Source organism: Veillonella fallax, assembly GCF_020687175.1.
Lineage (GTDB): Bacteria > Bacillota > Negativicutes > Veillonellales > Veillonellaceae > Veillonella > Veillonella fallax.
Map to the genome: position 1 here is coordinate 92,246 of NZ_JAJEQD010000005.1, position 12,992 is coordinate 105,237.

Below are 12,992 nucleotides of genomic sequence, written 5' to 3' on the forward strand. Positions count from 1 at the left end.
TTATTCCTCATCACGTAAGCCACCAAATCGGCGTTCTCGTTTTTGATATGCTGCAACAGCTTCCAATAATGTTTCTTTAGTGAAATCCGGCCAATGTAAATCAGTAAACCAGAATTCAGCATAAGCTAGCTGCCACAATAAAAAGTTACTAATTCTAAAATCACTACTTGGACGAATTAATAAGTCTACATCACTAAACTCCTTCGTGAAAAGTTGGGAGCTAACATAGTCTTCTGTAATATCGTCTGTAGTTATAGTTCCATCTGCAACAGAGTTTGTAATGTTGCGGATAGTTCTTACTATTTCATCACGCCCACCATAGTTTATAGCTAACTGTAAGGTAAGGCCTGTATTATTCTGAGTTAATAATTCTGCATCGCGAATAATCTTTTGAAGCTCATCAGAAAGAGCACTAATATATCCAATAAAGCGAATGCGTACATTATGTTCATGCATATACTTAACATTATTGTTTAAGTATTCTTTTATGAGAGCCATAAGTAAAGAAACTTCCTGTTCAGGACGCTTCCAGTTCTCTGTGGAGAAACCATATACCGTAAGAGCTCTAATTCCAATCTCATCTGCAGCAATAACAATCTGCTTTAATACGTCGGCTCCTGCACGATGCCCCATAGATCGTGGCATCCCTCTTCGTTTAGCCCAACGACCATTGCCATCCATAATAATAGCAACGTGTTTTGGTATCGCATTACTATCAATATCAGGCGTATCAGATGGTTTACGGTTAAATAATTTCTTTAGCATAGTCTACCTCGATAGAATTTCCGAAGTCGCTGGCAATCATTGGTCTATACACTAGTATATGTAAACACTCATCAACCTTGGTAATACGTGCTACATAAAGTCCTTTATCGGCAATATCAAAAAAGCGATTAAAGGATCCCCCAATCATTACCTTAAAAGGAATATGGGCAGCCTGCAAACGAGACTTTGCAAGCTGCCATGGCATTCCAATAAGGCTATTAGAATCTAACATTATACTTCTAATACGTCCTTTTCTTTTACTGCTTTTAACTCATCAATCTGCTTAATTTTAGCATCTGTAAGTTTTTGGATTTGATCTAAACCGTCTTTAGCATCATCTTCAGTAATTGTTTTAGCTTTTTCTTCTTTTTTCAATGCATCATTTACATCACGACGAATGTTACGTACTGCAACTTTAGCATCTTCAGCTTTTTTATGAACAACCTTAACGATTTCTTTACGGCGCTCCTCAGTTAATTGAGGAATAGTTAAACGAATTTGAGCACCATCATTACCTGGGTTTAAACCAAGATCAGATTGTAAAATTGCCTTTTCAATGGCACCAATCATAGTTTTATCCCAAGGTGCAATTACAATCATGCGAGGCTCAGGTACAGAAATATTCGCAACTTGGTTAATTGGAGAAGGGCTACCATAATAATCAACCATTACTTTATCAAGCAATGCTACACTAGCACGGCCTGTACGAATAGATGCGAATTCATGTTTTAAAGCCTCAATAGACTTATTCATGCGTTCTTCTGCTTGTTGTAACAATTCTTTAATTTCCATTTGAATTATTCTCCTCGAACAATGGTACCAATCTCTTCACCTTTAGCGGCTTTTGTAATGTTACCCGGAATGTCCATGCTAAATACGATAATAGGAATATTGTTATCTTTACATAAAGTTGTGGATGTTGCATCCATAACCTTTAATTCTTTTGTAATGATATCATTATATGTTAATTCATCAAATTTAACGGCATTAGGATTCGTTTTAGGATCAGAATCATATACACCGTCAGCAAATTTCTTCGCCATCAGAATTGCATCTGCTTCAATTTCAGCAGCCCGTAATGCAGCAGTCGTATCTGTAGAGAAATATGGTTTACCAAGACCAGCACCGAAGATTACGATACGTTTTTTCTCTAAATGACGGATGGCACGACGACGAATATAAGGTTCTGCAATTTCTTGCATTTCGATAGCAGTTTGAACGCGAGTATCTACGCCTGCTTGTTCTAATGCATCTTGCAATGCTAAGGAGTTCATTACTGTTGCTAGCATACCCATATAGTCAGCTGTAGCACGATCCATACCTTGGTTACTACCAGCTAATCCTCTCCATAAGTTACCGCCACCAACAACAATTGCGATTTCTAAATCAGTGGATTTTGCTAAAACAGCAATTTCTTTTGCAAATTCTTCAACAACATCAGGGTTAATACCAAAACCTTGTTCACCCGCTAATGCTTCACCACTCAACTTCAAAACAATACGTCTAAAGTTTCTCTTTGCCATGTGTTTACTCCTCTATTGCAAAATAAGAGAACACTGTACGGTGTTCTCTTATTATTTCTTAATTATTTACCAACAGATGCCATTACTTCAGCTACGAAGTCATCTTGGCGTTTTTCAATGCCTTCGCCCAAACCGTAGCGAACAAAACGACGTACGTTGATGTTTTCACCGATTTTTGCAATATTCTCATTAATGATGTCTGTAACTGTTTTGTCGCCATCTTTAATGAATACTTGTTCTAATAGGCAGTTTTCTTTATAGAATTTTTCAATACGACCAGCAACCATTTTTTCCAAAACAGCTTCAGGTTTTGGTTTACGGCCAGCTTTTACGTCTTCTTCAGCTTCTACTTTAGCTTGTTCCAACAATACTTGTTTTTCGTGTTCGATTACTTCAGCAGGAACTTCTTCACGGTTCAAGTATGTAGGGTTTACAGCTGCGATTTGCATAGCGATATCGCGTGCCAAGCTTTGGAAATCATCAGTTTTAGCAACGAAGTCAGTTTCGCAGTTAACTTCTACCAATACGCCAATACGACCACCAGCATGGATGTAAGATTGTACTACACCTTCAGCTGCAATACGACCTGCTTTTTTAGCAGCAGCAGCCAAACCTTTTTCACGAAGAAGGTCAACCGCTTTTTCGATATTACCGTCAGTTTCAACCAATGCTTTTTTAGCGTCCATCATACCTGCGCCAGTCATGTCGCGCAATTCTTTTACCAAAGCAGCAGTAATTGCCATTATTTTGTTCCTCCTAGTATTAATTAAGGTAAGGATATAGTCCTTACCCTAATTATATATGTTATAGATTTATCTTTCAAATGCTAATCAGAAATGATTTAGTAGCTTTGCAGAATTATTCCGCAGCTTCAGCACCGTCCAAGGATTCGCCTTGACGACCTTCAAGAACAGCGTCAGCCATTTTACCAGCCAATAATTTTACAGCGCGGATAGCGTCATCATTTGCTGGGATTGGGAATTCTACTTCATCTGGGTCACAGTTAGTGTCAACTGTTGCAACAACTGGAATACCCAATTTTTTAGCTTCTGCAATAGCGATTTTTTCTTTTTTAGGATCAACTACGAAAAGAGCACCTGGCATTTTAGGCATATCTTTGATACCGCCAAGGTATTTTTCCAATTTTTCCATTTCATGACGAAGACCGATAACTTCTTTTTTAGGCAATACTTCGAAAGTACCATCTTCTGCCATAGCTTCCAATTGTTTTAAACGTTTAATACGAGTTTCAATTGTTTTGAAGTTAGTCAACATACCGCCCAACCAACGTTCGTTAACGAAGAACATGTTAGCGCGGATAGCTTCTTCTTTAATAGCTTCTTGAGCTTGTTTTTTAGTACCTACGAACAAGATTACTTCGCCTTGGGAAGCAACTTCGCGTAAGAAAGAGTAAGCTTCTTCTACTTTTTTAACTGTTTTAGACAAGTCAATGATATAAATACCATTGCGTTCAGTGAAGATGAATTTCGCCATTTTAGGGTTCCATCTTCTAGTCTGATGACCAAAGTGTACACCAGCCTCTAATAATTGTTTCATTGATACTACTGCCATTGTGGCACCTCCTGTTAATTAACCTCCGCCGCTTCATCCTTCGGGTCACCCAAAATTAGGCACAGTACCGAAGTCCACCGACGTGCATATTTTTCATACCCAGTAATTTTACCAAAAAATTATTCTAAAAGCAAGCAAGGAGTGAGGATTTATTTAAGAAAACCTCACTCCTTATGTTTGATTATAAAATTATTTTTCTAGAAGCTATTATTTCCAAACATAGTACTGTTTAGATACTACACATAATATTAAGATAGTAAACTCAAAATAACAATTATTATAACTAGTTATTTCGAATGGCCGCAATCATTTGTGCTCGATCATCAGCGCCAAACACAGCGGAACCTGCAACTAGAATTGTAGCACCTGCTCGTTTAATAGGTACACAAGTAATATCATTAATACCGCCATCTACTTCAATAACTGCAGTTGTGTTGTCCACTTCTTCTAATAGCATTTTAGCTTGTTTAACTTTTTTAATAGCGTTTGGAATAAAGGATTGACCACCAAAGCCAGGATTTACGGACATAATTAAGATCATATCAAGATCAGCTGCTACATCCTCCAATAAAGATACTGGTGTACCTGGATTAAGTGATACCCCTGCTTTCATACCACATTGTTTGATATGTTGAATCAATCGATGCATATGAGGCACTGTTTCTTGATGGAATGTAAAATACTCTACACCAATCTTTGCAAACTCTTCTACGTAATCACCAGGATTAGTAACCATTAAATGAACATCAAATGGTAGTTGTGTATAAGGACGGATTGCTTTTACTATAGGTGCACCAAAGGTTAAGTTTGGTACAAAATGACCATCCATAATATCAATATGCAATAAGTCCGCTCCGGCTAATTCAATGGATTTTATTTCTTCACTTAATGTTGCAAAATTTGCAGAGAGCATAGATGGTGCAATTTTAATCATTTTAAAACCTCTTTCGTTGACTTTCTATGTCATTACGTATAGACATATATGCATCATATCGTCCTTGATGAATATGGCCAGCCTCTAAAGCATCTTTTATGCCACAAATAGGTTCATGTTCATGATAACAAGGATTAAATTTACATGTATCAACATAATCACTAAATTCAGGGAATAACGTAGGTAACCGTTCTAATGATACATCATTGAACTCAATGGCGCTAAAGCCTGGTGTATCCATGATAAAGGAATTTGAATCCAAACTATATAAGGAAGCATGACGAGTAGTATGTTTACCACGCTTAATTTTGTCACTAACCTCTCCCGTTTGGAATGCAAACTTAGGGTCCACTGCATTTAATAAACTACTTTTACCAACACCAGAAGGACCTGCAAATGCAGTTACCTTATGTTCTAAGACATGACGTAAGTCATCAATACCAGTCATATTATATGTTGATGTCATCAATACTTCATAGCCGATAGATTGATAAAGTTTTACCATATCTTCCGTATCTGAATCCATCAAATCACATTTGTTGATACATAATACAATAGGAATATCTGCATGCTCAATCATGACAAGCATTTTATTTAATAAAAGCTCATTAATATCTGGTTCATGAGCAGCTACAACCAATACAACTTGATCAATATTAGCTACCGCAGGTCTAACCATGGAATTATGACGATCGAGGATGGACTCAACGAATCCATCCTCAGAAATCGTAACACGATCACCGACAAGTAAACTGTAGCGACCTTTCTTTAATCTACCTCGAACTTTACATTCATGAACAGTACTTGCATCGTCTTGTACATAAAAGTAACCATTCATATTTTTGACAACAATACCTGTAATCATAATTCCCCTATAATGCCGTTTCTTGTACTAATGCACCATTGAGATAAACCTCAATACGAACATTACCTACACCAGACACTTTTTTAACAATACGATCACCAGGTTTATTTGTATCATCGTAGATAACAGCAGAACCGTCATCATCTTTTACGACAATTTTTAGCTCTTGGTTTTTAGAGCCTGCCGGAACTGTAATATCTACCGTACCAGTAGTTTTATTACTACTACTGTCAGATTTTTTATCATCTTTCTTTTTGTCATTTTTATATTCAGTAGTTAGATTTACTGCAGTACCTTCATCAATTTCATCGCCAGCTTTTATGCTTTGTTCTGTTACAATAGATTTTTCCTCTACAGAACCAGCGACTTGATTAACACCAAGATGAGCATTACTCAATGTATCTCGTGCATCTTTTAAAGTCATACCAATGACATTTGGCATTTGAATCTTTTTAGCTTTAGCTTTATTTACAACGAGATCAATTGTTGTGCCTTTAGAAACTTTAGAATCACCAGATGGACTTTGAGCTATGATAACACCATCAGGTTTATTATCTACAGACTGTTGTGTTACTTTACCAACAACTAAACCAACATCTTTAAGTCGTTGTCGAGCTTGGTCTACTGTTAAGCCAGACAAATCCGGTACTGTTATATCACCAACACCTTTAGATACAACAAGGTGAATTGTACGTTGTTCTTTAACCTTCTCTCCTGCACCTGGTGTTTGAGAAATAACTTGACCAGCTGGTACATCAGGATTAGTAACCTCGCTTGTAGAAACACGCAAATGTTTATCTTCTAAAATATTTTTAGCTACAGAAACTTGTTTACCCACAACATTAGGTACATCTACAGTTGTGTTACTCCAGAAATTACCATAACTCAAGAAGGCACCTAAGAAGGCTACTAAAAAAATTACGGCAGCCCCTAGGACGATATATTTTTGTGGGATAGATGCAATTTTACTTAACATACTCTTCTTTTTACCCTCATCGTTTTGCTCTTCTTGAATATCACTGAAATCCTCAAGTGCTTCAGGATCAACAGCTGGTATCATTTGAGTTGCAAAATCATATGGTTCATGACGTTGAGTTTTACCCATTGTAAAGCCTTGAGACAATCGTAAATCACTTATCATGTCAGAAATAGAATCAAAGCGATCTGCAGGGTTTTTAGATAATGCCTTCATTACGACAGCTTCTAAAAGCGGTGGGATTGAAGGATTATATCGAGTTGGAGGAGCTACTTTTTCACGTACATGTTTTAATGCTACTGCAATTGGAGTCTCCCCTTCAAAAGGAACTCTACCTGTTAGCATTTCATATAAAACTACGCCTAAAGAGTAGATATCAGTATTACCATCTACTGGTTTCCCACTGGCTTGTTCAGGTGATAAATAGTGAGCAGAGCCTAAAATTGAATTCGTGTACATAACTGTATTAGTAGCATTCATAGCTCGAGCAATACCAAAGTCAGTTACTTTTACACGCCCCGTACGAGTAATAATGACATTATGAGGTTTAATATCACAATGCACTATTCCCATCGTATGTGCGTGTTCTAAGCCCTCTGCGATAGCAATAGTGAATTTTACAGCCTCGTCTATGGATAGTCTTCCATGTCGCGTTATATATTCTTTTAATGTTTCACCATCTACATATTCCATAATGATATAGTGTAAATCTTGATCAAACCCTACATCATACATATTTACAATATTAGGATGATTTAGTTTGCCCGCCGCTTGTGCTTCTCGTTTAAAACGCGTAACAAACTCATCATCATTAGCAAAGTTAGCATGCAATACTTTAATTGCTACTTGTCTACCTAATAAGGTATCTTCTCCAAGGTATACGTCAGCCATTCCGCCAACGCCAATTTTATCAACAATTCGGTAGCGGTTATCTAGAAGTATACCTTTTATATTCATAGTACTCATTATTTCTCCATTTCTAGATTAGATTGTTCCCACCACAATGGTCACATTATCTCCTGCTCCGACATCATATACGGCTTCCATCAATGATTCTACAACCTTCATATCATCACTATTAGATTGTAATGCACTAGCAATAACATCATCTGATACATAACCACATAGTCCATCAGTGCAAAGTAAAATACGATCACCTGGAAGAATAGATTCTACACCACTATCAACCTCTAAAGTATCATCAACCCCAACTGCACGGGTCAATAAGTTTCGTTGAGGGTGATTTAGCATTTCATCCTTTGTAATCTCTCCAGCAGTTAATAATTCTTGTACCATAGAATGATCTGTAGTAATTTGTCGTAAAAGACCATCTCTATATACATACAAACGACTATCACCAACACTTGCCCAGTATAATTGGTCACCATTAACGGCCGTAACAACAGCAGTAGTGCCCATACCAGCAAGACGTTCTTCATGAGCTACGCGATTAGCTATACGTTCATTGGCATGAATAATAGCATCACATAAATCTTGTTGCCCCACAGTTTCAAGGGAGGCCAAATACTCTTTAATTTCATCAACAGCATAGGTACTAGCGATTTCACCGCCACTATATCCACCCATGCCATCAGTAACAGCGCAAACGTTACCATCAATAAAGAAACGGTCTTCATTGCGTTGACGTACAAGTCCAATTTTACTTAAACCAACAAAATTATTCATGATTCTCCTTTTTCCGACCATGAGCTGCTTTTAATTGCCCACATGCGGCTTGGATAGCATCGCCCATCTCTTTGCGTACCGTTACAGATACGCCATAGGAAGCAACGATGTCTTTAAATGTATTCATATTTGTAATAGATGGTTTATATAATTCTATATGTTCATTGCCATTAACAGGTATTAAGTTAACATGGCAATTTGGGAAATCTTTACAGATTTTCCCCAATGCATGAGCCTCCTCCATAGATGCATTTACTGAATCTATAAGAATATACTCAAAGGTGATACGACGTTGAGTCGTATCATAATAATATTTTACCGCATCTAAGACTTCCGTCAATTCATAACGAGCCCCAACTGGCATAATACTACGACGCACTTCATTATTTGTAGCATGTAATGAGAGTGCCAAAGTTATAGGTAATCCTTCATCAGCTAATTTATAGATGTTTGGAACCCACCCACAAGTAGAAATAGTCATCTTCCGATAACTAATATTACAAATCATAGGATCATGTAATAGTTGCAGTGACTGCAAAACATTATCATAGTTTTGTAATGGTTCCCCTGCCCCCATAACTACAACAGAATGAATTTGCTCTTTTGTAAGAGCTCCGAAAATAACGACTTGTCCAATGATTTCAGACACTGTTAAATCGCGATATAAACCACCCTGTGTAGAGGCACAAAACACACAGCCCATTGCACAACCAACTTGAGAGGAAACACATACAGAATATCCATAATGTTGCTCCATTAAAACGGCTTCTACCCGGCTTTGATCAGTCATTTCAACAAGAATTTTACGAGTCTTCCCATCAGGGGAAACAGACTCAGTAATTAACGTTGGTAAAGAAATAACACAGTTATCACTTAACCATTGACGCAACTCTTTAGGAAACTGCGTCATCTCTTCAAAATCAAATATATATCTGTGATAAATATAGTCTATTAACTGTTTCGCTCGAAACTTTTGTATATTATGGGTCTTAAAGATAGATTGTAACTCTTCTAAAGACTTACCCAATAATTCTATCATGGTACTCCATTTCTATTATTATGATATGCGTTTTACACGAGCCATAAAGAATCCATCCATTTGATCTCGTGGTGGATATGTACTAATCATACCATCTGCAGCTTGTGGCAACCCCTCAAATGATACAGGATCAATGATAAAGTTCTTATGAGTTGCTAGGAATTTTTCTAGTACATCCTCATTTTCCCCACTATTGATAGTACAAGTAGAGTATACTAAATATCCATTAACTTTAACCATTTCAGCAGCTTTTTCTAATATTTCAAGCTGTAATGGAGGTAAGTCAGTAAGTAAAGATTGTGTTTTACGCCAACGCATATCCAACTTTTTTTGTAATATGCCAAGTCCAGAACACGGTGCATCTACTAAGACGCGATCGAATTGTTCTTTCCAATTATCGGGTAAATAACGACCGTCTTGTAGCTTAGTTGAAACTATGGATACTCCAAGTCGTTCAGCATTTTGATTCATAAGCTCTAATTTATGATCGTATATATCACAACTCATAATAGCACCCGTATTATTCATGAGACTTGCCATATGCATAGACTTACCACCTGGTGCAGCACAACAATCTAATATGCGCTCGCCTGGCTTAGGATCAACTACATGAGCAACGAGCATAGAGGCTTTATCCATAAAGGTAATATGACCTTCCATAACAGGTTTTGCTTTTTCCAAGTGCCCTTGATGTGCATCAATATAAACTACTTCTGGAATATCATTGTCCTGTTCAACAGTCCAACCTAAATCTCGTAGTTCTTTTAAACAATCCTCAATAGATACTTTTACAGTATTTATACGTGCTGTCAAACGAGGTTGTTCATTAAACCAAGCACAAAGATCTATAGTCTTATCCTTCCCCATTTCATTCATCCATAAATCAACAAGCCATAAAGGTTGATTATAAATGAAAGAAATTTCTTCAGCCTCAGACTTGGCAAGTTCTCCAATAGAAATACTATCACTTTCACGTAATACTGAACGTAATACGGCATTTACAAAGCCAGATAATCCTCTAGTTAACTTTTTTGCAAGTTTTACCGATTCATTGACCGCTGCACTTTCAGGGACTTTATCCATATAGATAATTTGATAAATGCCAAGTCTAAGGATTTCTACAACCATGGACGATAATTTCTTTAATGGTCTTTTCGCGAAATGAACAATAATGGCATCTAAATAATTTTTTCTACGGATAACACCATAGACCAACTCCGTGAAAAACCTTCGATCTAAATCGGATAAATGATATTTTTGTAAATACTCTTGTAACTTGATATTGGCATAAGCACCATTACGATTAATATCACTCAAAGCTTTCACTGCGAGCAATCGAATATTTAGTTGTTGATTCGTTTTAACTTCAGTCATCGTTTTTCCTACCAATTAATTGTTCAACTGCTGCGCGAACACGTTGAGGATCTACTGTAGTATTGCAACAAGGTCCATTAGGTCTTTCATTTAAAACGCCAATGACAGGTATGGGAAATACATCAGCCATGCCACTTGCTAAATCACGTTCACAAGCAATAGCTACAATAGCCTTTGGTCGCGCTTCTTTTACCTTCATTCGCGCTAATGTACCACCTGTTACCACTATAAATTGACAGCCATACTCTTTAGCAATTTGCAATAAACTTCCAACTTGGCATCTACCACATTGCTTACAATTGTATACGTCATGTGTAACCTTATGAACACATGAACTTTCTTGTAAACAATGAGGTGTCAATAATAATATACGTTCTGGATCAACTGTATACATATCAAGCATCACTAGATGATTAATCAAGTCAATCATAGACTGACGCAATTGATCCTTAGTAACCCCTCTCACTTTACCAATCAATAGGGACACCGGAAACAGTCCATATATAAACTGGTTAGCAAGCCTTAAAACAATAGGATGTAACTGTAGTATACCGAAACTAGCAATAATCAAGGATGCGCACAATAACCATATAACACAAATGAATACAGAAAAAATCACTGTACTTATTATGGGTGCAACAGGATGTAATTGTGAAAGTCCAGGCTCTAATATATACATTAGAAATCCCATAATTACAGTAATTATGGCACATGTAATTGATGACAATATCAGGTATAACGGATACGTTTCGTACTGCTTATATTGAGTCTCCAAAAACTATACCTTCCTTTATCTGATGTCCATTAATAAAATCAATAGCAGAAATACGTTTTTTATTTTCTGGCTGGACCTCTGTCAATAGAATTATATTTCCATCACCACAATATACACCTAAACCGGCTATTTTAGATACGATTGTACCAGGTATAGTTGTGGCTGATATAGCAATTGGTACATGTTTACCATGGATATCTATCAAACCGTGAGTCGTATCATTTGGAACCACTTCACCAGACCATACTTTTAAACGTTTTCCATCGAGATACGTATAACATCCAGGAGCTGGATTAAGACCTCTAATAAGATTTACAATTTCATGGGCTGACTTAGACCAGTCTATGTGCCCCATTTCCTTTGTAATCTTAGCAGTATGTGTAGCCATTGTATCATCTTGTGGCGTAGCCTTAATTTCCCCATTAACCCAACGAGTTAATACGGGAACAATAGTTTCACCACCAAGCACCGCCATACGTTCAAATAATTGACCTGTCGTTTCACTAGGTAAAATATCGGTCTCTACGATATCGATGATATCACCAGTATCAAGGCCATCATCCATATGCATAATGGTAACACCTGTCTTAGTATCACCATTTAATATGGCATAATGAATTGGTGCAGCACCTCTATACTTAGGTAAAATAGATGCATGTACGTTAATACATCCATATTGTGGTAAACGAATAAGCCATGGCGGCAAAATTTTACCGTATGCAATAACCACTACTACATCGGGATTTAGAGCTTCAAGTTCTGCTTGTACTTGTTCATCACGTAATGTTACCGGTTGGAATACAGGTAAATTATGTTTTAAAGCTGCCACTTTTACAGGTGGCATTTGAACTTGTTTACCGCGACCTTTTTGTTTATCTGGCTGACAGTATACACCAACAATAGAGTGACCAGCCTCTATTAATGCTTCCAAAGTAGGAACCGAAAAGTCAGGCGTCCCCATAAATACGACGCGCAATTGTTTTTGATTAGACAATTTCTTTCTCCTCTGGGTGATCAGTAATCAATCGTAAGTTAGTTGCTTTTTCAATAAACAAATGACCTTCTAAATGATCAATCTCATGTTGAAAAATACGCGCTAAAAATCCTTCAGCTTTAATTGTTACCTTTTTATTATGAGGGTCTATACCTTTAACGGTAATTTTGTCGAATCTTTCCACATCGCCAAAATACCCTGGTACACTTAAACAACCCTCTGGTCCCACTTGAGATCCCTCAGCATGCGTAATTTCAGGATTAATTAATGCAATGAGACCACTACCGGCATGATCATCTACGACGATAATTCGTTTTGACACCGCTACTTGAGGTGCAGCAAGTCCAACGCCTTCAGTCTCATACATTGTTTCCGCCATATCATCGATTAGGGCTCTAAGTTTTTTATTAACATGTTCTACAGGTTCCGCAATTTGTTTTAAAACGGGGTGACCTGCTTTCACAACATCTAATACTGCCATTTATACTC

General features: G+C 37.1%; 15 protein-coding genes. All 15 read right to left on the reverse strand.

Going from position 1 to position 12,992, the window contains the following annotated elements:
• Positions 1-765 carry an undecaprenyl pyrophosphate synthase gene (uppS, locus tag LKD20_RS03600; RefSeq protein ID WP_227720938.1) on the reverse strand — a complete coding sequence of 255 codons (765 nt, stop codon included), beginning with the start codon at positions 763-765 and terminating at the stop codon, positions 1-3.
• Complete coding sequence (locus LKD20_RS03605; protein WP_105085568.1) at positions 746-997, reverse strand: hypothetical protein; 252 nt, start codon at positions 995-997, stop codon at positions 746-748. Before LKD20_RS03605 ends, uppS begins: the two co-directional genes overlap by 20 nt.
• Complete coding sequence (gene frr, locus LKD20_RS03610; protein WP_005386731.1) at positions 997-1,557, reverse strand: ribosome recycling factor; 561 nt, start codon at positions 1,555-1,557, stop codon at positions 997-999. Before frr ends, LKD20_RS03605 begins: the two co-directional genes overlap by 1 nt.
• 5 nt (positions 1,558-1,562) lie before the next feature.
• Positions 1,563-2,288: a UMP kinase gene (gene pyrH / locus LKD20_RS03615; RefSeq protein ID WP_227720939.1), complete on the reverse strand. Its 726-nt coding sequence runs from the start codon at positions 2,286-2,288 to the stop codon at positions 1,563-1,565.
• Between the two features lie 62 nt (positions 2,289-2,350).
• A complete protein-coding gene (gene tsf / locus LKD20_RS03620; protein WP_156719085.1) occupies positions 2,351-3,031 on the reverse strand; it encodes a translation elongation factor Ts in 681 nt (226 codons plus the stop codon).
• 115 nt (positions 3,032-3,146) lie between these two features.
• Entirely contained in the window at positions 3,147-3,860 is a 714-nt protein-coding gene (gene rpsB / locus LKD20_RS03625; RefSeq protein ID WP_060924643.1) for a 30S ribosomal protein S2, read from the reverse strand.
• A 283-nt stretch (positions 3,861-4,143) separates the two neighbouring features.
• Entirely contained in the window at positions 4,144-4,794 is a 651-nt protein-coding gene (gene rpe, locus LKD20_RS03630; protein ID WP_005386737.1) for a ribulose-phosphate 3-epimerase, read from the reverse strand.
• 1 nt (position 4,795) lies between these two features.
• On the reverse strand, positions 4,796-5,659 hold the full coding sequence (gene rsgA, locus LKD20_RS03635) for a ribosome small subunit-dependent GTPase A (RefSeq protein WP_227720940.1): 864 nt from the start codon (positions 5,657-5,659) through the stop codon (positions 4,796-4,798).
• 7 nt (positions 5,660-5,666) lie between these two features.
• On the reverse strand, positions 5,667-7,592 hold the full coding sequence (gene pknB / locus LKD20_RS03640; protein WP_213467975.1) for a Stk1 family PASTA domain-containing Ser/Thr kinase: 1,926 nt from the start codon (positions 7,590-7,592) through the stop codon (positions 5,667-5,669).
• Between the two features lie 27 nt (positions 7,593-7,619).
• Positions 7,620-8,321, reverse strand: a complete 702-nt coding sequence (locus LKD20_RS03645; RefSeq protein WP_213467807.1) for a Stp1/IreP family PP2C-type Ser/Thr phosphatase — start codon at positions 8,319-8,321, stop codon at positions 7,620-7,622.
• Positions 8,314-9,360 (reverse strand): dual-specificity RNA methyltransferase RlmN, encoded by a 1,047-nt coding sequence (gene rlmN / locus LKD20_RS03650; protein ID WP_227720941.1) that lies wholly within the window; start codon positions 9,358-9,360, stop codon positions 8,314-8,316. The genes LKD20_RS03645 and rlmN overlap by 8 nt, the downstream gene beginning before the upstream one ends.
• A gap of 18 nt (positions 9,361-9,378) precedes the next feature.
• Positions 9,379-10,734 (reverse strand): 16S rRNA (cytosine(967)-C(5))-methyltransferase RsmB, encoded by a 1,356-nt coding sequence (gene rsmB / locus LKD20_RS03655; RefSeq protein ID WP_227720942.1) that lies wholly within the window; start codon positions 10,732-10,734, stop codon positions 9,379-9,381.
• Positions 10,727-11,509 carry a DUF116 domain-containing protein gene (locus LKD20_RS03660; protein ID WP_227720943.1) on the reverse strand — a complete coding sequence of 261 codons (783 nt, stop codon included), beginning with the start codon at positions 11,507-11,509 and terminating at the stop codon, positions 10,727-10,729. The genes rsmB and LKD20_RS03660 overlap by 8 nt, the downstream gene beginning before the upstream one ends.
• Positions 11,493-12,503 carry a methionyl-tRNA formyltransferase gene (fmt, locus tag LKD20_RS03665; RefSeq protein WP_227720944.1) on the reverse strand — a complete coding sequence of 337 codons (1,011 nt, stop codon included), beginning with the start codon at positions 12,501-12,503 and terminating at the stop codon, positions 11,493-11,495. The genes LKD20_RS03660 and fmt overlap by 17 nt, the downstream gene beginning before the upstream one ends.
• Positions 12,496-12,984 carry a peptide deformylase gene (gene def, locus LKD20_RS03670; protein ID WP_005386746.1) on the reverse strand — a complete coding sequence of 163 codons (489 nt, stop codon included), beginning with the start codon at positions 12,982-12,984 and terminating at the stop codon, positions 12,496-12,498. Before def ends, fmt begins: the two co-directional genes overlap by 8 nt.
• Positions 12,985-12,992 lie beyond the last annotated feature (8 nt).